Raw genomic sequence first — 20,260 nt, 5'->3', positions numbered from 1 at the left:
CTCGACCCTGACCGGGGGCGACGACTCGACCCTGACCGGGGGGGCGAAATCCGAGTTGCGCATCCGCAAGTGGTGCAGCAAGACAGAACGCTACCGCACCCACATCGCCTATGTCGGCGAAGACGGCATCGAATCTGATGTTGCTTACCGGCTCGACGGCAACAACAAATTCGTCAAGGCGTAACCAGCCATGCGAGCGAGTCGCGGGGCTTGATCAGCCAGACCTGACGCGTGCCGGGAAGCGCCGGCCGCTCGCACCCATCACCAGCCGCCGACGGAGGCGATAATGAGCGCACTACGCGAAGCACAGTTTGAGTATGACGAACGCTTGCCGCCTCCGGTGAGTGAAAGCCCGCGGGAGAACGCGCGGGCCGACTGGATCTACGACGCGACCGAGACGCTGTGCAATGGCGGGGACGTTTCGTTCCAGCGCCGATTCCGCCAGCGCCAAGGAGTCACGGCGAAGCAATTCGAGCTTGCGTTGGACCAGTTCGCAAACAGTCGTCTCGCTGATTGCCAGGTCAGTAGCCCGGCCTTGGGTGCCCTGCTCATCGAGGCTCGCTGCGGCTGCAAGAACCCCACTTCAATTGTCGACCTGCTTGGTTACAGCAGCCATCGCTTTGGGGTGTTTGGCGAGATCGCCGAGGCGCTTCTTGAGCCGCTGGCCGACGACGCCCTGATCGCCATCGCCGAGGATAACGAACTGTGAACGACGTCAAAGCCTCATCAGGGATCGAATACGAGATCTCGAAGATCAGCCGCACTCACAACCCCGCTCAAGACCGAACCTTCGTCATGGGCATGATCGAGTTGGCCGAGTTCGCAGAGCTGATCGACTCACGAACAGCAAACCGCTACCGAGACGAGCTCGACACCAAGTTCACCGAACGAAGCGCTTACCTACGGAGGTCAGCATGACCACTTCACCCGTAAAGACCTTGATCGACGAACAGCTCGAGCAGATCGAGCGCACCCTGGCCATCCTCGGCGCAGGGCTTCCACGTGACCTCCCTGTCTCCGCTATCCCTCCGAAGCTTGCTGAAGTGATCAAGGGCGGCCGGATCGCAGTGAGGGTTCGGCCATGACCGCGCGCGAATTCATCAAAGCCGCTGCATGGCTTCTCTTCTGCGGCGCCGGGATCTGGGGGTTTTCCTTTGCAGTCGAGCATCGGCCTGAGATTCCGCAGGTTCCGCACTGTGCAGGGGTGGTGAAGTGAGGTCTCTCCAGCAAGCCAGGAGGATCGCCTACTGGCGCGGATCTGCAATCACCCTTCTCCTTTGTACATTCCTGATGCTGCTGGGCGCCCTCGCCGATCGCATCACTTCCTAAGCCACCCCTTCAAGCGCTGCGCACGTCGCAGCAAGGAACTGTCATGACGGAAAAAAAGCACACGCCTGGTCCTTGGATCGCTCGCAAGACTGGCGGTCAGGGTTGGGTCGGTCAGCGCGGCTGGGCAATCGACTTCAACGAAGACCAAGAGCAGGTCGTTGACTTCGTGTATGAGGAAGCAGATGCCAAGCTGATCGCCGCCGCGCCGGACCTTCTGGCAGAGCTTCAAGAAACGCACGCAGCTTTGTGCTTTAAAGCAGGCTACATCGGCACTGAACGCTACAAGCGTAACGCTGCAGCCATTGCCAAAGCCACCCAATAACCCCCTTCACAGCGCCCCTCTCCGGTGGCGCGGAGAACAGTCATGTCCGCAACCAGCGTAGCCACAATCAAACCAAAGACCCTTTCCGGGCGAATGGCCGAGCGTTTCGGCGTTGACCCTCAAGAGATGATGGCGACCCTAAAGGCCACCGCGTTCAAGGGCACCGTCACCGACGCACAAATGCAGGCGCTGATGATCGTCGCTGACCAGTACGGCCTCAACCCGTGGACGAAAGAGATTTACGCCTTCCCGGACAAGGGCGGCATCGTTCCGGTCGTCGGCGTTGACGGCTGGGCCAGGATCATCAACGAGAACCCAGCCTTTGACGGCATGGAATTCTCGATGGACAAGGATGGCACCGAATGCACCTGCAAGATCTACCGCAAGGACCGTGGGCACGCGATCAGCGCCACCGAGTACATGGCCGAATGTAAGCGCGGTACGCAGCCTTGGCAGTCACACCCGCGCCGCATGCTGCGCCACAAGGCCATGATCCAGTGCGCACGCTTGGCGTTCGGCTTTGCTGGCATCTATGACCAAGACGAGGCCGAACGGATCGTCACCAATGACGCTACACCTCCATCTGTGGACGCTGGGCCGGCAATCGAGACCATCCGTAACGCCCAATCGATGGAAGAGCTTCAAGCGGCCTTCACGGTAGCCTGGAAAGATCTTCCGACCGAGCGGGCGGCACTCACCAAGGCCAAGGACGAGCGCAAAAAAGACTTGTCCGAGCCTGTCGACGCTGATTTTGAGGAGGTGCCAGATGCAACAGGGGAGTGATGAGTGGATTCGGGCTCGCCTGGGCAAGGTGACAGCCAGCAAGGTCAAGGACGTGATGACCAAGGGTCGCGGCAAAGAGCCATCGGCCACCCGCCGCAACTACATGATGGACCTGCTCTGTGAGCGCCTGACGGGCAATCAGAGCGGGCCAGACCTATCCCGCAACCTGGCAGTACAGCGCGGCACTGAGCTGGAGCCTGTGGCCAAATCAGCCTACGAGATCAACAAAGGCCTGATGATTCAGGAAGTGGGTCTGATCGCACATCCGGTTATTGCTGGGTTCGCGGCATCACCTGACGGCGTTGTCGGCACCGACGGCTTGATCGAAATCAAATGCCCGCATACGGCCACCCACATTTCAGTGATCCAGGCCGGGCGCCACGACAGCCAGTACGAGTGGCAAATGCTCGCACAGATGGCCTGCACCGGGCGTGCCTGGGTCGACTTTGTCAGTTTTGACGATCGCATGCCTGAAGAACTGCAGTACGCCTGCTTCCGATTCGAGCGCGACGACAAGCGCATCGCCGAGATGGAAGCCGAAATTACGGCCTTTCTGGAAGAGCTGGCCGACCTTGAGAAGGAAATGCGGGAGCGGATGAGGAGTGCAGCATGATCAGCAACCACCTGACCCTTGACGCCGTAGTCATCGAGCAGGGCCGGACCTGGCGCCTGTTCCCCGTCGACTTCACCACCGTAGAGGGCACATTCAGCGTGTACCTCTACGCCCTCAACCGCGAGCACGCCGCGGCCATCCTGCTGGAACTGAAAGAGACGGCTGTCCTGCGCGACGGCGACCTGGCGGGCGTGACCCGCAACGACTGACCCCATGGAGATCGCATGAATGAGCTGGCTCTTTTCGCAGGCGCTGGTGGCGGAATACTCGGCGGCCACCTCCTTGGGTGGCGTACCGTCTGCGCCGTTGAGCGTGATGCCTACGCCGCACAAGTTCTGGCGCAACGACAAAACGATGGAGCCTTCCCGCCTTTCCCAATTTGGTCTGACGTGTGCAGTTTTAACGGAAGACCATGGCGCGGCCTTGTTGACGTGGTTTCTGGCGGATTCCCGTGTCAGGACATATCAGTTGCCGGGAATGGCGATGGCATCGACGGCGCCCGCTCCGGGCTCTGGCGTGAAATGGCGCGAATCGTCGGCGAGGTACGACCTCGATTCGTCTACGTGGAAAACTCACCTCTGCTTGTGGGAAGAGGACTTGCACTGGTCCTCGGTGACCTTGCCGAAATGGGGTATGACGCGGAGTGGTGCATTGTTTCAGCATCCGACTGCGGAGCGCCCCATCAACGCGAACGTTGCTGGGCTGTGGCCCACGATAACGGTACATGGCAATCACAACCAACCAGGCAGCAGCAAGAGCGCCGGCTGGGGTCTGAGCGCAGCAGTCAAGCTATGGCCGACACCTGTCAGGCGCGATTACAGACACCCAGGGAAGAGCCGAATGGAAAGGACTGGCAGCAAATCAGGCGAGTGCCTGCCCCAGGTCGTCGGTGGCCCATTGAACCCGGAGTGGGTCGAATGGCTGATGGGGTGGCCTTCCGGCTGGACCGAATTAAAGCCCTTGGCAATGGACAGGTTCCGAGAGTGGCAGCAACAGCATTCACCATCCTTTCTGAATGAGTAACCAACATGAACCCGCTCACATTCCGCGCGCTTGAAGAAGCGTTCGCCGGCCGGGCCCCTGCGCCTGCGCCAAAGCTGATCCCGCCAGTCCTGGCCAATCCGCCGCTTCCGGAGATCGTCATTACTGGCCCTATCAACAAAGTCATGTTCCTGGAGGGCAAGCGCTACGCCCTGGAGGTGGCCCGCGCCGCCGGCAGCTCCATACGCAACCCGGCCGTGGCGGCGAAGATCGTCCGCGACCTAACCACCTACGCCACAGCTCAGCCATCAAGCGTGGCCGCCGGCATCAAGGTCATCATCGACTTGCTCAAGGAGGGATCATGATCGCCAAGGAATACCTGATTATCGCAGCAGGTATCGGACTCATGGCCGTGGCTGCGTGGGCGGCCATCGAGGAAAACAGGCAGTGGAAGGCATTCGCCCAGGCCCATGAATGCAAGAAGATCGAGGAAATCTCGGGCACGACCTCAACCGGCTACGGATTCACCTCAAGTGGCCAGGGCGCGATGGTCACCACCTATACGCCCGGGAAGACCGGGTGGGCCTGCAACGACGGCGTGACCTACTGGAGGGAAGAATGACCACCCTCCGCCGCAAGACCACAATCCGCGGGCGACCCATGAAGCCGCTCGATCTCAACGTCATGTGCGCATCTGTAACCACTCGCGCGCCCATGGCAACCACGACAAATGCAGCAAGCAGCGCCAGGCGGCCATGGCCGAGCTGCGCGCGCGGGAGGACCAGTAATGAACAGTGCAGAGAAAGACCAGGCCGACCAGCTGGACTCAGACCTTATCGCGATAGTCGCGGCCCTACAGCAGCGCCTGACCGTGGCGGATCAGCGGGTGGATGAGCTGGAAGGGTTGTTGGCCACCATCAAGGCAACGCTTCCACATCTTGAAAGCCCTGCAAAGATAAGCGTGCGCGAGCTGATACGTGAGATCGACGCCGCCCTCAACCCCACCCTGAAGCCCACCTGCTGCGGCGCCTGCTGCGGCGCCTGCCCGGCAGGCTGCATTGGAGCGAAGCCATGAGCAATAACGAAATGGTCAGCATGCCGCGTGAGGTTTTGGTGTGCATGACCAACAACCAACACAAAAAAGTTGCTGCCTACATGCCTGATATCGCCGATGCGCTCAGAGCTGTGCCGGCTGCTGGCGTGGAGCCGGAAGTGCTGCCACAGCGTAAGTCTTGGGACAGTGTGTTCTCGCAGTACGCCCTGGGCGAGACGAGTGGATGGAACGCCGCATGCAACGCATGGGAACCACACGTCACCCGGTTGCAGGCCGAGGTGGAGAGGCTGACCCAGCTGGCTATCGACCGCAAGAACGGACAGACCGAGCTCTGCACCGAGATATCTAGGCTGACCGAAGAACTGGACGCGCTGAAAGCCGCCCAGGGCGAGCCGGTGGCGTATCTCGACATTGGCGCTGGCGGGTATGTTGATTTGGGCACTGATCAGCCCGTAGAAGCATTAGAAAATCTTCCGCATGGACGACACATACTCGGGATTATCGGAACTTACGGCGCAGATGGTTGGCAACCCAGCGTCAAGCGTCCTGTTTCTGGGGTTGATCCAGTGGCATACGCGGTGTTTGCCGATAATGGGGATATCCGGATATGGTCACGCTCCACAAGAGTGGTGGAGATGATTTCTGGCATGGCCGGAAAGCCCGTGCCGCTCTACACCGAGCAGCCCGCGCCGGTAGCGGTGGTGCTGCCTGAGCGCGTTGCGCTGCGAGATATCATCGCCCAGGCCATCGGCGGCGACACCTACGACTGCACCAGGGTATGGAGCGCCTGGGGCGTTGGGACCATGTCAGAAGATGACTTTGTTCCGCTGACCTACAGTGAAGCACGACTGTACGAAATTGCAGACGCCTGCCTCGACGAAGTAGCCCGCCTCAACCCCAGCCTGTAATCCCCCTTCAACTCTCTCAACTCGGCATCAAGCCGAAAGGACAAGTCATGCCTGTAGAAAATGAAATCCAGACCTGGAGCGGCGAAGGCCTGCCGCCGGTTGGAACGGTGTGTGAGCACAAGCGCGTGCATGAATGGCAGAAGGTCGAAGTCTTCGCGGTAAAGCCGAATTACAACGGCAGCCATACCGCACTCTTCACCTACGAAAATGGATGCTGGGCAGGCTGTGCTGAGCCGTCGTTCTTCCGCCCCATCCGCACGCCCGAGCAGATCGCGGCGGAAGAGCGGAAGGCTTGCATAGACCGCATGGTGTCGATCCTGTTCGAGGAAAAGGGCGATAGCACTGGCCCTCTCGAGCGCGGCTACTGCGAGGCACTGTACAACGCGGGTTACCGCAAGCAGGTTGCGCCATGATCGAAGTGAAGACCGCCGAGCTGATTGGGCCGGCGCTGGATTGGGCGGTGGCGAAAGCTGATGGGCGTGATCCGAAGGTTTATTGCACGGGAATCGCTGAATACACGTTCGTTTATCTCGGCGATTCCGCCACGTGTAAATTCGACCCAACTACGGGATGGGTATGGTTGAGCTACTTGATCAAGCGGTATCGGATCGAGTTGAGCCCCTTGTACGTAGGTGATTGGCGAGCACACGTGATGGCGGATGACGAGCCGCAAACCCCTGAGGTTGAAGCGGGAACACCAGAATTAGCGATTTGCCGCGCCATCGTCGCCGCCAAGCTCGGCGAGGTGGTCAGCGTGCCCAAGGAGCTGATGCCATGAAGGCCTTGAGCATTCGCCAGCCCTAGGCCTGGCTGATCGTCCACGGCGGCAAGGACATCGAGAACCGCAGCTGGCACACGAAGTTCCGCGGGCGGTTCCTGGTGCACGCCGCCAAGGGTATGACGGTGCGCGAGTGGGTGGCGGCGATCGACTTCTGCATCGCGCAGGGAATTCACGACACGCCGTTCGACATGCCTGCCTTCGAAGAGCTGCAACGCGGCGGCATCATCGGTTCGGTTGAGCTGGTTGATAGCGTCGATACCAGCGGCTCGCCCTGGTACATGGGTCAGAAAGGATTCCTTCTGCGCGATCCAAAGCCGCTGCCGTTCACCCCGCTCAAGGGCCGGCTCGGCTTTTTCGAAGTTCCCGCGGAGCTGATCCAGCAATAGGAGTTCGCCACAGCCCGTGTTGCAGTCGACGGATAGCCAGGACAACGGGCCGGGCGAACGCTGAAACCATGGACCGGCGCAACGCCGGCGTCTGCAAGACCTTTCTGCAAATCACACTCAACTTTCAGATAGGCCCGCCGCTCGCGGGCGAGGATGCCCTCATGGGAATTTTCATCTGCTCAAGAACAAAGCTCCGCAACTGCAGCAGTCTTGGCGACCAAGTGCGAGTGATCGCGCTACGCCGCGGTGAAGGGTGGTCAGGCGCCAGAGAGGATCTGGCAAATATCGCTGAGGAATGGTTTGGACGCGCCCCGGCAAAAAACCGAGACGAGATGCGCTCGGTATGCGGCGAAGTCTTTCGGACCGAATAGGTCGAGCCCCCCACAGAAATAACCACTCAACTTTCACAAGCCTGCCGCCGTGGGCGGCATGGAGCACACCCATGGCAACTGCTGAGCTGCATGGCCAGAAGATCAACCCGTTCGAGCAGGGCTACGCGGCCTTCCTTAAAGGGGTAGGCCTCAAGCAAAACCCGTTCGAAACGGAAAACGACACGTCTCCCCACTCCAAGCAGCGGTGGATTGACGGCTGGAACAAGGCTCATCGCGAGGAAGGGAGGAAGTTATGAGTGCTGGGCTAGCGCTTCTACCGCGCTTCATCCGGGCGAAGCAAGCACCAGCATATCTCGGCATGTGCCGGGCAGTGTTTGACGCTGAAGTCCGCCCTTATGTTCACGAATTTCCCATTGGCGAGCGCGGCGTCGGCTTCGACCGCCAGGAGCTGGACGACTGGGCAACAGCCTATGTCGAAGCCAAGGCAATTGAAAAAAAGCGCGCTACGGAGCAACAATTGCCCCGCAGCGAGCGCCTGAAAGGAGATAAATCATGGCGCGAAAATCGATTACAGGCCTCTCCCAAAGGAAAGGTATCTGGCATATCGACAAGAAAATCAACGGAGAACGACTTTACGAAAGCACTGGAACTGGTGACCGGGAAGAAGCGGAGCGCTACCTGATTTACCGGCTGGAGCAGATCCGGCAACAGAAGGTGTACGGCGTAAAGAAGGTAAGAATCTGGCGGGAGGCGGCGACTCGCTTCCTGTTGGAGTTCAAGGACCAGCCATCAATCAAGCTTTCGGCACACCACCTTTCGCAACTAGACCAATTCATAGGCGACATGCCGCTGACCCACATTGATGATCAGGCCCTGGCGCCATTCATAAAGGATCGGCTGTCGACAAAGAAGCTCGAGAACGGGAAAGTGAAAAAAGGGGTAAGCAACCGAACCGTGAATATCTCGATCGAGCGCGTGGTTAGGGTTTTATCGTTATGTGCCAGGAAGTGGCGAGACGATGAGCGGAGGCCGTGGCTGGATAGCGTGCCGATGCTCACGAAGCTGGAAGAGAAGAAGTCGAGCCGAAAACCGTACCCAATGTCTTGGCCGGAGCAGTCGATTCTTTTCGGGGAGTTGCCGGCTCACCTACAAACGATGGCGTTGTTCAAGGTGAACACCGGCACGCGGGAGCAGGAGGTCTGCAAATTGAGGTGGGATTGGGAAATTCATGTTCCGGAGCTGGGGACTAGTGTTTTCCTGATACCAGCTGATTTCGGCGGCCGGCATGAACGGTCCGGGGTGAAAAATGGTGATGAGCGCCTGGTTGTGCTCAATAGCGTGGCGAAATCGATTATTGAGCAGCAGCGAGGCCTGAGCAAGGAATGGGTTTTTCCTTACAACGGTACCGCGATGCACCGCATGAACGACTCAGCCTGGAAGAAAGCGCGGGTGAGAGCGGCGAAACTCTGGCAGGAGGAAAACCTTCGCCCCGCTCACCCTGGGTATGCATCCATCAGGATCCATGACCTTAAACATACGTTTGGCCGCCGGCTGCGCGCAGCAGGTGTAACCGAAGAAGACCGCAAGGCGCTTCTTGGCCACAAGAACGGCAGCATCACCAGTCATTACTCAGGTGCCGAGCTCGGGCATTTGATCGAAGCTGCGAACATGGTATCAGCTACCGATTCACGTGGACCGGTACTGACAATTTTGAAGAGGAAGCAGGCGTGAAAAAACGAGAAGTCACGCAAATGTCACGCACATGAAAAAGGCCAATGCTGCGAACATTGGCCCAAGTCATTGAATTATATGGTCGGGACGGAGTGATTCGAACACTCGACCCCTAGCACCCCATGCTAGTGCGCTACCGGACTGCGCTACGCCCCGACTAGGCGTGTTACTGGGTTTGCTTCTTAACGAAGCGCTCAAGAATATATCGCAAGCTTTTGAAATTTGGAAGTATTTTAAAAGCTGAAAATCATTTCTTGAGTACCACCAGAACGTCCTCCAGTTCGGAGATCATCTGACGGATCAATTGCTTGTACTGGGTGGTGTCGTCTTTGGCTTCATCACCGGAAAGGCGCAGGCGCGCTCCACCGATGGTGAACCCCTGATCATACAGCAGCGCGCGGATCTGCCGGATCATCAGCACATCCTGGCGCTGATAATACCGGCGATTTCCGCGGCGCTTGACGGGGTTGAGTTGAGGAAACTCCTGCTCCCAATAACGCAGCACATGCGGTTTGACCGCACAGAGCTCGCTGACTTCACCAATGGTGAAGTAGCGCTTGCCCGGAATGACCGGGAGCTCGTCGTTATGACTTGGTTCCAGCATAAGCCTCAACTCGGGCCTTCAACTTCTGCCCTGGACGAAAGGTGACCACACGGCGTGCCGTGATCGGGATTTCTTCACCCGTCTTCGGGTTGCGGCCAGGTCGCTGGCGTTTATCCCGAAGATCGAAGTTACCGAAACCGGACAGTTTGACCTGTTCGTTATCTTCGAGAGCGTGCCTGATTTCCTCAAAAAACAGCTCGACCAATTCCTTGGCCTCACGTTTATTCAGGCCCAGCTCTTCGTAGAGACGTTCGGCCATTTCAGCTTTCGTCAGAGCCCCCATACGTCACTTCCTTAACGTGGCGTTCAACCTTTGTTCGAGCGAGGTGAGGATATTTTGCGTCGTGGAGTTCACCTCATCGTCATTAAGAGTGCGCGATGGATGCTGCCAGGTCAAGCCAACTGCAAGGCTTTTTCTATGAGGATCAATGCCTTTACCCTGGTACACGTCAAACAACCTGAGGTCTGTCAGCCATTCGCCTGCATTCTCACGGATTACATCCTGTACCGCACTGGCAGCAACATCGCGATCAGCCAGCAAGGCCAGGTCACGACGCACTTCAGGAAAGCGCGACAACTCACGGAATTCAGGCATTTTTCCCGAGGCTACTTCGGCCAGAACCAGCTCGAAAACGAAGACCGGACGGTCGAGACCGAGGGTTTTCGACAACTCAGGGTGGATAGCGCCAATATAACCAACCAGACGACCTTCACGCTCGATGCGCGCGGTTTGACCCGGGTGCAACGCAGGGTGCTTACCAGGCACGAAAGTGAACGCATCGAGTGCACCGGCAAAACCCAGCACCGCTTCCACGTCGGCCTTGACGTCGAAGAAGTCCACGACATCGCGACCTTGTGCCCAGCCTTCCGGCAGACGAGTACCGCATACCACGCCGGCCAGCATCGGCTCTTGCTTCAAGCCTTCCAGTTGACCGACGAAACGCAGGCCGCTCTCAAACAGACGGACACGGTCCTGCTGGCGGTTCAGGTTGTGCTGAAGCGCCTTGACCAGCCCTGGCCACAGCGAGGAACGCATGGCAGCCATGTCGTTGGAAATCGGGTTGGCCAGCAACAGCGGCTCGACTCCCGGATTAAACAACTCGAACTGTTTCGGATCGATGAAGCTGTAAGTAATAGCTTCCTGATAACCGCGGGCCACCAGCAAACGACGCAGCTCAGGCAGATCGCTACGAGCTTCGGCCTTGGCTTGTGGAGCCAGGCGCGCCTGAGGGTAGCGAACCGGTAGGCGGTTGTAGCCGTACAGGCGAGCCAGTTCTTCGATCAGATCGACTTCCAGGCTGATGTCGAAGCGATGGCTTGGCACTTCAACGCGCCACTGCCCTGCTCCATCGGCGGAAATCTTCAGACCCAGAGCACCGAGCAGACGCTCGACTTCTGCCGCTTCGATTTCCATGCCCAGCATCTGGGTGATGCGCTCGGCGCGCAAAGTGACCGGAGCGATCGACGGCAGGTGCTGCTCGCTGACGGCTTCAATGATCGGGCCAGCTTCGCCACCAGTAATCTCCAGCAGCAAGCCGGTGGCGCGCTCCATGGCTTCACGGGCCAATTGCCAGTCCACACCACGCTCGTAGCGATGCGAGGCGTCGGTGTGCAGGCCATAGGAACGGGCTTTACCAGCGACAGCGATCTGGTCGAAGAAGGCACTTTCCAGGAAAACGTCGCGGGTAGTTGCCGCTACACCGCTGTGCTCGCCGCCCATGACACCGGCAATCGCCAGGGCACGGGTATGGTCGGCGATAACCAGGGTATCGCTGCGCAGGACTACTTCCTGACCGTCAAGCAAGACCAGCTTCTCGCCCTCTTCGGCCATCCGCACACGGATGCCACCGTTGATTTCGGCGAGGTCAAAAGCATGCAGCGGTTGCCCCAGTTCCAGCATCACGTAGTTGGTGATGTCTACGGCCGCATCGATGCTGCGTACATCAGCGCGACGCAGACGCTCGACCATCCACAGCGGGGTTGGCTTGGACAGATCAACATTACGGATAACCCGACCCAGATAACGCGGACACGCTGCGGGCGCCAGCACTTCAACCGGACGCACCTCATCGTGCGCAGGCGCGACGGATAGCACCACCGGACGGGTGACTGGTGCGGCATAGAGCGCGCCGACTTCACGGGCGAGCCCCGCCAGCGACAGGCAGTCACCGCGGTTAGGAGTCAGGTCGACTTCAATGCTGGCATCGTCCAGTTCCAGGTACTCACGGAAATCCTTGCCTACCGGCGCATCGGCCGGCAATTCCATCAGACCGTCATTGCCCTCTCCCACCTGCAGTTCTGCCTGGGAGCACAGCATGCCGTTCGATTCGACACCGCGCAGCTTGGCCTTCTTGATCTTGAAGTCGCCAGGCAGCTCCGCGCCGATCATGGCGAAAGGGATCTTCAGGCCCGGACGCACGTTTGGCGCACCGCACACGACCTGGAAGGTTTCCGCACCATTGCTGACCTGGCAAACACGCAGTTTGTCAGCATCAGGGTGTTGCTCGGTGCTCAGCACCTCGCCCACCACCACGCCACTGAAAACCCCGGCGGCCGGCGTTACGCTATCGACCTCAAGACCGGCCATCGACAGACGAGCAACCAGCTCATCGCGACTTACCTGCGGGCTTACCCAGCCGCGCAGCCATTGTTCACTGAATTTCATCCTGCTCTCCTGAAAGATTCGTTACGGGCGTGCGACCTAGCGAAATTGCGCGAGGAACCGCAAGTCGTTGTCGAAGAACAGGCGCAAGTCATTCACGCCGTAACGCAGCATGGCCAGACGCTCGGCGCCCATGCCAAAGGCAAAACCCTGGAACTCTTCCGGATCGATCCCGGACATGCGCAGCACGTTCGGGTGAACCATGCCGCAGCCCATGACTTCCAGCCATCCAGTCTGCTTGCAGACACGGCAGCCCTTGCCGCTGCACATCACACATTCCATGTCGACTTCAGCGGACGGCTCGGTGAACGGGAAGTACGAAGGACGGAAGCGCACTGCCAGTTCTTTTTCGAAGAACACCCGCAGGAACTCTTCGATGGTCCCTTTGAGGTCGGCGAAATTGATGTCGCGATCGATCAGCAGGCCTTCGACCTGATGGAACATCGGCGAGTGGGTGATATCGGAGTCGCTACGGTACACACGGCCTGGGCAGACGATGCGGATCGGCGGCTGCTGCGATTCCATGGTGCGGACCTGTACCGGAGAGGTATGGGTGCGCAACAACATGTTCGCATTGAAATAGAAGGTGTCATGCATCGAACGGGCCGGGTGGTGGCCTGGGATGTTGAGCGCCTCGAAGTTGTGATAGTCGTCTTCGACCTCAGGGCCTTCGGCGATGCCGTAGCCGATATGAGTGAAGAACTGTTCAATACGTTCCAGAGTCCGGGTCACAGGATGCAAACCGCCGGAGACCTGGCCACGGCCAGGCAGGGTCACATCGATGGACTCGGCGGACAGTTTGGCAGCCAGCTCGGCTTCTTCAAACAAAGCCTTACGCGTATTGAGAGCCTCTGTAACACGCTCCTTGGCAACGTTGATCAGGGCGCCGACCTGCGGGCGCTCCTCTGCCGGCAAATTCCCCAGGGTCTTCATCACCTGAGTCAATTCACCCTTCTTGCCAAGGTACTGAACCCGGATTTGCTCCAGGGCATTGATGTCTTCAGCGCTTTGCACAGCCTCTAGTGCTTGAGAGACCAGCGCATCCAGGTTTTCCATGTACAGACTCCAGATACAAAATAGGGGAAGAGCTTGTAGGCTCTTCCCCTATTTATGACGTTTAACACCTGGGCCCACAGAGGTGAGCCCGGGTGACTGTCGGGGGTACTTAAGCCAGAGTGGCTTTAGCTTTCTCGACAATCGCAGCAAACGCCGCTTTTTCGTTCACTGCCAGATCAGCCAGAACCTTACGGTCGATCTCGATGGACGCTTTTTTCAGGCCGGCGATGAAACGGCTGTAGGACAGACCGTTGATACGAGCACCAGCGTTGATACGAGCGATCCACAGAGCGCGGAACTGACGTTTTTTCTGACGACGGTCGCGGTAGGCGTATTGGCCTGCCTTGATTACCGCTTGCTTGGCAACACGGAATACGCGGGAGCGCGCGCCGTAGTAGCCTTTAGCAAGTTTCAGAATTTTTTTGTGACGTTTACGGGCAATGACGCCACGCTTTACACGAGCCATGAGTTACTTCCTCTATTCTTGATCCAAAAATTAACGAAGGCGCAGCATGCGCTCGACTTTTGCCACGTCAGACGGATGCAGCAAGCTGCTACCGCGCAGTTGACGCTTACGCTTGGTCGACATTTTGGTCAGGATGTGGCTCTTGAAAGCGTGCTTGTGCTTGATACCGTTAGCAGTTTTCAGAAACCGCTTAGCAGCACCACTTTTGGTTTTCATCTTTGGCATGTTCGGATACTCCGCATTCAGTTGATAAACATAATCAGAAGGCCTGCCGTGCCCTGTTGATTACTTCTTCTTTTTCGGGGCGATGACCATGATCAGCTGGCGTCCTTCCATCTTAGGATGCTGTTCGACCGAACCGTACTCTTGCAGGTCAGCTTCAACCCGCTTGAGGAGTTCCATCCCCAGCTCCTGGTGGGCCATCTCACGGCCGCGGAATCGCAAGGATACCTTGGCCCTGTCCCCGTCACTCAGGAAACGTACCAGGTTGCGCAGTTTTACCTGGTAATCCCCTTCCTCCGTCCCTGGACGAAACTTGATTTCTTTTACCTGAATCTGCTTCTGGTTCTTCTTCGCCGCGGCAATCTGCTTCTTCTTCTCGAAGATCGACTTGCCGTAGTCCATCACGCGGCAAACCGGTGGGACTGCGTCGGCGGAGATTTCCACCAGATCAAGCTTGGCTTCTTCAGCAATACGAAGCGCTTCATCAATCGAGACGATGCCAATCTGCTCGCCGTCAGCGCCAATTAACCGAACCTCGCGTGCCGAGATATTCTCGTTGATCGGGGCTTTCGGTGCAGCTCGTTTATCTTGTCTCATTTCACGCTTAATAATAATTACTCCGAATCTGGGCGACCACGCCGGGAAACCGCTTGTGCAAGGAACTCCGAGAATTGGGCGACGGGCATGGAGCCCAGGTCAGCACCTTCACGGGTACGCACAGCGACAGTCTGCGTCTCGACTTCCCGATCTCCAATAACCAAGAGATAGGGAACCTTGAGCAAAGTATGCTCGCGGATTTTAAAGCCGATCTTTTCATTTCTCAAGTCGGACTTGGCACGAAATCCGCTTTGGTTGAGGGTTTTTTCCACTTCGAGGGCAAAATCTGCCTGTTTATCAGTGATATTCATCACTACGGCCTGGGTCGGAGCCAGCCACGCAGGGAATGCCCCTTCGTAATGCTCGATCAGAATACCGACGAAACGCTCGAAGGAGCCGAGGATCGCCCGGTGCAACATCACCGGATGCTTACGGCTGTTATCTTCGGAAACGTACTCGGCACCCAGACGGATCGGCAGGTTGAAATCGAGCTGCAGGGTACCACACTGCCAGACACGACCCAGGCAGTCTTTCAGCGAGAACTCGATTTTCGGACCGTAGAACGCCCCTTCGCCCGGTTGCAGGTCATACGGCAGCCCGGCGCTATCAAGCGCGGCGGCCAAGGCATTTTCAGCGCGATCCCACAGCTCGTCGGAACCCACACGCTTTTCAGGGCGAGTGGAAAGCTTCATTTCGATGTCCTTGAAGCCGAAGTCGGCATAAACATCCATGGTCAGCTTGATGAATGCCGCGGATTCAGCCTGCATCTGCTCTTCGGTGCAGAAGATATGCGCATCGTCCTGGGTGAAGGCACGCACACGCATGATGCCGTGCAATGCACCGGACGGCTCGTTACGGTGGCAGGCACCGAACTCGGCCAGACGCATCGGCAGCTCGCGGTAGCTCTTCAGGCCCTGATTGAATACCTGCACGTGGCACGGGCAGTTCATCGGCTTGATGGCGTAGTCGCGGCTTTCCGACTCGGTGGTGAACATGTTTTCGGCGTAGTTGGCCCAGTGCCCGGATTTCTCCCACAGGCTGCGATCGACCACCTGCGGAGTCTTGATCTCCAAGTAGCCATTGTCGCGCTGCACCTTGCGCATGTACTGCTCGAGCACCTGGTACAGGGTCCAGCCGTTCGGATGCCAGAACACCATGCCCGGCGCTTCTTCCTGGGTATGGAACAGGCCCAAACGCTTGCCGATCTTGCGATGGTCGCGCTTCTCGGCTTCTTCGATACGCTGGATATAAGCCGCCAGCTGCTTCTTGTCCGCCCAGGCAGTGCCATAGACGCGCTGCAGTTGCTCGTTCTTGGCATCGCCGCGCCAGTAGGCGCCGGACAGCTTGGTCAGTTTGAAGGACTTGAGGAAGCGAGTATTCGGCACGTGCGGACCACGGCACATGTCGACGTATTCTTCGTGGTAGTACAGGCCCATGGCCTGTTCGTTCGGCATGTCCTCGACCAGACGCAGCTTGTAGTCTTCGCCGCGAGCCTTGAACACTTCGATCACTTCGGCGCGCGGAGTGACCTTCTTGATGACGTCGTAATCTTTCTCGATCAGCTGCTGCATGCGCTGCTCGATGGCCGCCAGGTCGTCCGGGGTGAAAGGACGCTCGTAGGCGATATCGTAATAGAAGCCTTCATCGATCACCGGACCGATAACCATCTTCGCTGTCGGATACAGCTGCTTGACCGCGTGGCCAACCAGGTGAGCGCAAGAGTGGCGAATGATCTCCAGCCCCTCTTCATCCTTTGGCGTGATGATTTGCAGGGTCGCGTCGCTGTCGATCAGATCGCAGGCGTCGACCAATTTGCCATTGACCTTGCCGGCCACGGTGGCCTTGGCCAGACCTGCACCAATGGATGCGGCGACCTCGGCTACGGAAACCGGATGATCGAATGAACGTTGACTGCCGTCGGGAAGAGTAATAGTGGGCATGGCGCCTCCTCTCCTAGTGGTGACCCCTACCAAAGGTCACGTGGGTTGGGATGAGCCAGTACGCGGTTCGATCCAGGCCGTTCGTGACGAACGCCTGCCTCACAGTGGCAGGAGCCTTGCGGCCAACCGGTAAAACGAACCAGAGTGACTGGAGTTCAAATCAGAAAAATAGAGGCATAGACCGCGGTGGGATTGAAACTCGCCCAGAGCCTGAAAACACCCAAGCCGGGCATGCTAGCACAGATGAACGGTCATCGCGCCGTACTTCCCACCGGGACCAGCGTATCCGCGCTTTCTTTCGAGAAAGTGAACTTGGTGTGTACGCAAGGTCTCAAATACACCGAGAATCGCCATTCTTGTACCAATCCCAGGAGAGCTCGACTCATGCGCCTCACCCAACTATTCGCCCTTGCCGCCCCTTTCGCCCTGCTGCTGCCACTGAGCGCGCAAGCCGCCTGGCCAGCCGGGGTACGTGCCGAATACATGAAGGATTGCACGGCTGCCGCCAGCCAGAGCGTTGATGTGAAAAGTGCGGAAAAGCACTGCGCCTGTGGTGCGGACAAGCTCAATGAGAAATTCACTACCGATGAAATCAAACAGCTCATGAGCAAGCAGACTCAACCGGATCCGGCGCTGAGAACCAAGGCCCTAGACGCTATTGCCGCTTGCCGGGTGGTGAAATAAGCCTTTAAAGCGCGAGAGAGGGCCTTGAATCAGGTTCGATGCGATCTGAAAACCGGCCTTTTTTCACAATTTACGCAGCTTTTACGGCTTTTTTTATCACCGAATATTTTCAGCGAAAGCCCCTTAAACCGGGGCCTTCAGCCGATCGGAGCAACAAAACGGACTCAAGCACCTGGGAATCGGCACGTCCGGGGGGCTCCCAAGTCGAACATTTCGACTATGATAGCCCGGTGTGCCCAGTTGGCCTGAGCAGCACAGTACTACTGAAAATATATGTTTCTTGGAGATACACCATGTCTAATCGCCAAACCGGCACCGTAAAATGGTTCAACGATGAAAAAGGCTTCGGCTTCATCACTCCTCAAGGTGGCGGTGACGACCTGTTCGTACACTTCAAAGCTATTGAAAGCGACGGTTTCAAAAGCCTGAAAGAAGGCCAGACCGTTTCCTTCGTGGCTGAGAAAGGCCAAAAGGGTATGCAAGCTGCACAAGTTCGTCCTGAGTAATTTCTCAGCGAGCTAAAAAAACCCCGTCCATGTGACGGGGTTTTTTATGCAAGGTGCAAAAGCGCTGACGCGATCAGCCGCAGTTGACCCGGGTGACCACCAGATTGGTATCGGTGTTTAGGTTCAGCCGATCGGAGCGGTATTCCAGGGTGATCATGTCATTCGGCTTGAGAATACGGGCGTTCTGCGCACCTGCGCGAGTACGCGCCTGTTCCAGCAGCTCAGGCGAAGCTTTTTTGCCGATGGCGAATTCGGCCGCCTTAGCCTCACAGCGGCTATGGCCGCTCTCGGTCGCTACCGGATCCTTATCCGGCGAAGAAGTGCTGCACCCCGTCAAAACGACTGCAACCAACAAGGTACCGAATGACGCGAGCTTCCAAGGCATGAAGCCTCCTTTTCAAAAATAAGCAGAGATAGTGCGACAACCGCTCTGACTATTGGTTTCACAAACGGACTGGCCAATGGCCTCTTGGCCAGGCAGCGGGCAAGTCTGCATCAGGTACGGCCACGTTTTCATGCAGCAATCGTGACCGGATATGAACAGCCTCAGTAAATATCGATGTAATCGAATGGTGGCTTCGGCCAGTTCTGTTTCAACGCGTTAAAAATCTGCGTCACCCAGACCTCATCGCTGGCCGCTACCCGCCCGACATAACCGGAACCGGCGGCCCAGGTCTCCAGCCTGAACAGCAGGCCGTCGATGTCCGCGCCACCGACCACGCCCGACGAGATATAGGCAATGCCCGCCTTGGTCACTCGCAGTTGGGTATGCACATCGTCACTGGCCGACGCCAGCAACTGGCGCACCGCCTCGAAGGTCAAGGCATCAGGATTGTTCAAATCGATCTGCACACTGGCACCCTTTGAAAACAGACAATGACCAAGTGTCGCACAGCCCTCCCCTCATGCCTAAGTCGGAGTGCGAAAAGCCCGCCAAGGTGTTTAACTCTACAAGACCGGAAGCCCTCGACAAGCGCCTGTCCGGCCCTATCCTTTCCGAGCTCGCGAGACTTCCATGGCCACCGTGACGATCGACGCCGACATCAAAGCCAAATGGCCTGAAGGCCATTGTTCCTACAGCCCCGGCAGCCCCGAAGAGCTGGCGATCATCGGCATCGACTTGCTGATCAGGGAGCTGGGCACCGAAGCGGCCCAGACATTCATCGAGCAGATATTCGAGAAGTATCCCGGCGAGCACTCGGGCACGCCGAATACAGGGAAGGCGTAACGCCCGACAGGCTGGCACCTGCCGGGAATAGCACTTACTTCAGGCGAGCCAGACGCTCGGTCAGCAGATCGAAGAAACCCTGGGCATCGCCATTCTCCACCCAGAACACGTTCTTCTCCTGCTTCAGGCCGTCGTACCAATCGACGATGGTCTGGCCGAAGGTTGGGCCCTCACGGCTGTCGATCACCATGTTGGCCTGGCGCCCGCTGAACAGTTCGGGCTTGAGCAGGTAGGCAACGACGGTCGCGTCATGCACCGGGCCACCCGGGATGCCGTAGTGTTCCATGTCACCCTTGACGTATTCGTTGAGGATATCGCCCACCACCTTGCTGGCATTGTTGTTCAAGGCCGCGATCTTCTGCAGGCGCGCATCGCTGGTCAGCACCTTGTGAGTAACGTCCAGCGGCAGGTAAGTCAGCTTCACGCCGCTCTTGAGCACCACCTCGGCGGCCTGCGGGTCGGCGAACAGATTGAACTCCGCCACCGGGGTGATATTGCCGCCGTTGAAATGCGCCCCGCCCATGACCACCACTTCCTTGATGCCTTGAGTAATATCCGGTGCCTGGATCAGCGCCAGCGCCAGGTTGGTCTGCGGCCCCAGCATGGCGATGGTGATGCTGTGGGGCTTGGCGGCGCGCAGGGTGTCGATCAGGTAATTGATCGCACTGCCCTCGGCCAGGCCCTTTTTCGGCTCATGCACCGTGACCCCGGAAATGCCTTCCTTGCCGTGAATATTCTCGGCATAGATCGGCGTGCGCAGCAGCGGCTTAGGCGCGCCGGCGTACACCGGCACCTCTTCGCGCCCCGCCCACTCACGGGCCAGGCGCGCATTGCGCGAGGTCTTGTCCAGGCGCACGTTGCCGGCCACCGTGGTCAGCGCGCGGATTTGCAGCTCTTCCGGCGACGCCAGGGCGAACAGCAACGCAACCACATCATCGGCACCCGGATCGGTATCGATGATCAGATCGATTTTTTCTGCCGCATGGGCGCTGGTAGCAGTGAACAGGGACACGAGCAGAACACTCCGGATCAGGTGTTTCAGTAGCTGAGCATAGCGGTGCATGGCGCACTCCTT

General features: G+C 58.2%; 34 protein-coding genes, 1 tRNA gene and 1 pseudogene. 24 read left to right on the top strand and 12 right to left on the bottom strand.

Features of this window, described 5'->3' with window-relative positions; genetic code table 11:
- The 21 genes and pseudogenes from BM019_RS30770 to BM019_RS10980 all read left to right on the top strand — a co-directional run.
- Positions 1–184: pseudogene (locus BM019_RS30770) on the top strand (hypothetical protein); the annotation flags it as partial.
- A 102-nt stretch (positions 185–286) separates the two neighbouring features.
- Positions 287–709, top strand: coding sequence for a hypothetical protein (locus tag BM019_RS11060; RefSeq protein WP_175510618.1), 423 nt, complete (start codon positions 287–289; stop codon positions 707–709).
- On the top strand, positions 706–918 hold the full coding sequence (locus tag BM019_RS11055) for a hypothetical protein (protein ID WP_092418244.1): 213 nt from the start codon (positions 706–708) through the stop codon (positions 916–918). The genes BM019_RS11060 and BM019_RS11055 overlap by 4 nt, the downstream gene beginning before the upstream one ends.
- A complete protein-coding gene (locus tag BM019_RS30765) occupies positions 915–1,085 on the top strand; it encodes a heavy-metal-associated domain-containing protein (protein WP_175510616.1) in 171 nt (56 codons plus the stop codon). The genes BM019_RS11055 and BM019_RS30765 overlap by 4 nt, the downstream gene beginning before the upstream one ends.
- Entirely contained in the window at positions 1,082–1,216 is a 135-nt protein-coding gene (locus BM019_RS31165; protein WP_275668614.1) for a hypothetical protein, read from the top strand. The genes BM019_RS30765 and BM019_RS31165 overlap by 4 nt, the downstream gene beginning before the upstream one ends.
- Positions 1,217–1,372: 156 nt before the next feature.
- Positions 1,373–1,651: a hypothetical protein gene (locus BM019_RS11050; RefSeq protein WP_092418243.1), complete on the top strand. Its 279-nt coding sequence runs from the start codon at positions 1,373–1,375 to the stop codon at positions 1,649–1,651.
- Between the two features lie 42 nt (positions 1,652–1,693).
- On the top strand, positions 1,694–2,434 hold the full coding sequence (bet, locus tag BM019_RS11045; protein ID WP_204840176.1) for a phage recombination protein Bet: 741 nt from the start codon (positions 1,694–1,696) through the stop codon (positions 2,432–2,434).
- Complete coding sequence (locus tag BM019_RS11040; RefSeq protein WP_092418242.1) at positions 2,418–3,047, top strand: lambda exonuclease family protein; 630 nt, start codon at positions 2,418–2,420, stop codon at positions 3,045–3,047. Before bet ends, BM019_RS11040 begins: the two co-directional genes overlap by 17 nt.
- Entirely contained in the window at positions 3,044–3,256 is a 213-nt protein-coding gene (locus tag BM019_RS11035; RefSeq protein ID WP_092418241.1) for a hypothetical protein, read from the top strand. Before BM019_RS11040 ends, BM019_RS11035 begins: the two co-directional genes overlap by 4 nt.
- A 15-nt stretch (positions 3,257–3,271) precedes the next feature.
- Complete coding sequence (locus BM019_RS11030; protein WP_092418240.1) at positions 3,272–4,066, top strand: DNA cytosine methyltransferase; 795 nt, start codon at positions 3,272–3,274, stop codon at positions 4,064–4,066.
- A 9-nt stretch (positions 4,067–4,075) separates the two neighbouring features.
- Positions 4,076–4,393: a hypothetical protein gene (locus BM019_RS11025; protein ID WP_239691061.1), complete on the top strand. Its 318-nt coding sequence runs from the start codon at positions 4,076–4,078 to the stop codon at positions 4,391–4,393.
- Positions 4,390–4,650, top strand: coding sequence for a hypothetical protein (locus tag BM019_RS11020; protein ID WP_092418239.1), 261 nt, complete (start codon positions 4,390–4,392; stop codon positions 4,648–4,650). The genes BM019_RS11025 and BM019_RS11020 overlap by 4 nt, the downstream gene beginning before the upstream one ends.
- 165 nt (positions 4,651–4,815) lie before the next feature.
- Positions 4,816–5,103 carry a hypothetical protein gene (locus tag BM019_RS11015; RefSeq protein ID WP_092418238.1) on the top strand — a complete coding sequence of 96 codons (288 nt, stop codon included), beginning with the start codon at positions 4,816–4,818 and terminating at the stop codon, positions 5,101–5,103.
- Positions 5,100–5,990 carry a hypothetical protein gene (locus tag BM019_RS11010; protein WP_092418237.1) on the top strand — a complete coding sequence of 297 codons (891 nt, stop codon included), beginning with the start codon at positions 5,100–5,102 and terminating at the stop codon, positions 5,988–5,990. Before BM019_RS11015 ends, BM019_RS11010 begins: the two co-directional genes overlap by 4 nt.
- Positions 5,991–6,037: 47 nt before the next feature.
- Positions 6,038–6,403, top strand: coding sequence for a hypothetical protein (locus tag BM019_RS11005; RefSeq protein ID WP_092418236.1), 366 nt, complete (start codon positions 6,038–6,040; stop codon positions 6,401–6,403).
- On the top strand, positions 6,400–6,768 hold the full coding sequence (locus BM019_RS11000) for a phage protein NinX family protein (RefSeq protein WP_092418235.1): 369 nt from the start codon (positions 6,400–6,402) through the stop codon (positions 6,766–6,768). The genes BM019_RS11005 and BM019_RS11000 overlap by 4 nt, the downstream gene beginning before the upstream one ends.
- A 101-nt stretch (positions 6,769–6,869) precedes the next feature.
- Positions 6,870–7,157, top strand: a complete 288-nt coding sequence (locus BM019_RS10995) for a hypothetical protein (RefSeq protein WP_239691060.1) — start codon at positions 6,870–6,872, stop codon at positions 7,155–7,157.
- A 68-nt stretch (positions 7,158–7,225) separates the two neighbouring features.
- Positions 7,226–7,528 carry a hypothetical protein gene (locus BM019_RS10990; RefSeq protein ID WP_092418234.1) on the top strand — a complete coding sequence of 101 codons (303 nt, stop codon included), beginning with the start codon at positions 7,226–7,228 and terminating at the stop codon, positions 7,526–7,528.
- Between the two features lie 71 nt (positions 7,529–7,599).
- Positions 7,600–7,785, top strand: a complete 186-nt coding sequence (locus BM019_RS10985) for a hypothetical protein (RefSeq protein WP_092418233.1) — start codon at positions 7,600–7,602, stop codon at positions 7,783–7,785.
- Positions 7,782–8,171: a hypothetical protein gene (locus BM019_RS31000; protein WP_239691059.1), complete on the top strand. Its 390-nt coding sequence runs from the start codon at positions 7,782–7,784 to the stop codon at positions 8,169–8,171. Before BM019_RS10985 ends, BM019_RS31000 begins: the two co-directional genes overlap by 4 nt.
- On the top strand, positions 8,057–9,220 hold the full coding sequence (locus tag BM019_RS10980; RefSeq protein ID WP_239691063.1) for a tyrosine-type recombinase/integrase: 1,164 nt from the start codon (positions 8,057–8,059) through the stop codon (positions 9,218–9,220). Before BM019_RS31000 ends, BM019_RS10980 begins: the two co-directional genes overlap by 115 nt.
- Before the next feature lie 79 nt (positions 9,221–9,299).
- Here the strand turns inward: BM019_RS10980 and BM019_RS10975 are convergent.
- The 9 genes from BM019_RS10975 to thrS form a co-directional block, all read right to left on the bottom strand.
- Positions 9,300–9,376 (bottom strand) — tRNA-Pro (locus BM019_RS10975).
- A 91-nt stretch (positions 9,377–9,467) separates the two neighbouring features.
- Positions 9,468–9,824, bottom strand: a complete 357-nt coding sequence (locus tag BM019_RS10970) for a MerR family transcriptional regulator (protein ID WP_007920509.1) — start codon at positions 9,822–9,824, stop codon at positions 9,468–9,470.
- Positions 9,805–10,107, bottom strand: a complete 303-nt coding sequence (gene ihfA, locus BM019_RS10965; RefSeq protein WP_002553164.1) for an integration host factor subunit alpha — start codon at positions 10,105–10,107, stop codon at positions 9,805–9,807. The genes BM019_RS10970 and ihfA overlap by 20 nt, the downstream gene beginning before the upstream one ends.
- Positions 10,108–10,110: 3 nt before the next feature.
- Positions 10,111–12,489, bottom strand: a complete 2,379-nt coding sequence (pheT, locus tag BM019_RS10960; RefSeq protein WP_092418231.1) for a phenylalanine--tRNA ligase subunit beta — start codon at positions 12,487–12,489, stop codon at positions 10,111–10,113.
- A gap of 36 nt (positions 12,490–12,525) precedes the next feature.
- Positions 12,526–13,542, bottom strand: coding sequence for a phenylalanine--tRNA ligase subunit alpha (gene pheS, locus BM019_RS10955; protein WP_007920512.1), 1,017 nt, complete (start codon positions 13,540–13,542; stop codon positions 12,526–12,528).
- Positions 13,543–13,651: 109 nt separating this feature from the next.
- On the bottom strand, positions 13,652–14,008 hold the full coding sequence (gene rplT / locus BM019_RS10950) for a 50S ribosomal protein L20 (protein ID WP_007905879.1): 357 nt from the start codon (positions 14,006–14,008) through the stop codon (positions 13,652–13,654).
- Between the two features lie 30 nt (positions 14,009–14,038).
- Complete coding sequence (gene rpmI, locus BM019_RS10945) at positions 14,039–14,233, bottom strand: 50S ribosomal protein L35 (protein WP_002553160.1); 195 nt, start codon at positions 14,231–14,233, stop codon at positions 14,039–14,041.
- Between the two features lie 60 nt (positions 14,234–14,293).
- Entirely contained in the window at positions 14,294–14,845 is a 552-nt protein-coding gene (infC, locus tag BM019_RS10940) for a translation initiation factor IF-3 (RefSeq protein ID WP_169914426.1), read from the bottom strand.
- The gene (thrS, locus tag BM019_RS10935) at positions 14,845–16,767 is read right to left on the bottom strand and encodes a threonine--tRNA ligase (RefSeq protein ID WP_009043059.1); all 1,923 of its coding nucleotides are present in this window, start codon (positions 16,765–16,767) and stop codon (positions 14,845–14,847) included. The genes infC and thrS overlap by 1 nt, the downstream gene beginning before the upstream one ends.
- Positions 16,768–17,151: 384 nt before the next feature.
- Here thrS and BM019_RS10930 point away from each other — a divergent pair, with 384 nt between their 5' ends.
- Positions 17,152–17,451, top strand: a complete 300-nt coding sequence (locus BM019_RS10930) for a hypothetical protein (protein ID WP_009043058.1) — start codon at positions 17,152–17,154, stop codon at positions 17,449–17,451.
- 293 nt (positions 17,452–17,744) lie between these two features.
- Positions 17,745–17,957, top strand: coding sequence for a cold-shock protein (locus BM019_RS10925; RefSeq protein WP_003179963.1), 213 nt, complete (start codon positions 17,745–17,747; stop codon positions 17,955–17,957).
- Positions 17,958–18,030: 73 nt separating this feature from the next.
- Here BM019_RS10925 and BM019_RS10920 read toward each other — a convergent pair whose 3' ends face one another.
- Together BM019_RS10920 and BM019_RS10915 are read right to left on the bottom strand one after the other, a co-directional pair.
- Positions 18,031–18,342, bottom strand: coding sequence for an I78 family peptidase inhibitor (locus BM019_RS10920; protein WP_092418230.1), 312 nt, complete (start codon positions 18,340–18,342; stop codon positions 18,031–18,033).
- Between the two features lie 161 nt (positions 18,343–18,503).
- Positions 18,504–18,809, bottom strand: coding sequence for a hypothetical protein (locus BM019_RS10915; RefSeq protein ID WP_007920522.1), 306 nt, complete (start codon positions 18,807–18,809; stop codon positions 18,504–18,506).
- 163 nt (positions 18,810–18,972) lie between these two features.
- On the opposite strand from BM019_RS10915, the gene BM019_RS10910 reads away from it, so the two are divergent.
- Positions 18,973–19,185: a hypothetical protein gene (locus BM019_RS10910; RefSeq protein ID WP_092418229.1), complete on the top strand. Its 213-nt coding sequence runs from the start codon at positions 18,973–18,975 to the stop codon at positions 19,183–19,185.
- Positions 19,186–19,219: 34 nt separating this feature from the next.
- On the opposite strand, the gene BM019_RS10905 is transcribed toward BM019_RS10910, so the two are convergent.
- Positions 19,220–20,248 carry a nucleoside hydrolase gene (locus tag BM019_RS10905; RefSeq protein WP_007920524.1) on the bottom strand — a complete coding sequence of 343 codons (1,029 nt, stop codon included), beginning with the start codon at positions 20,246–20,248 and terminating at the stop codon, positions 19,220–19,222.
- Positions 20,249–20,260: the final 12 nt, after the last annotated feature.

This window comes from Pseudomonas sp. NFPP07 (assembly GCF_900115645.1).
GTDB lineage: Bacteria > Pseudomonadota > Gammaproteobacteria > Pseudomonadales > Pseudomonadaceae > Aquipseudomonas > Aquipseudomonas chlororaphis.
Note: the sequence above shows the minus strand (reverse complement) of the source record. Positions and strands in the feature narration are given on the sequence as shown.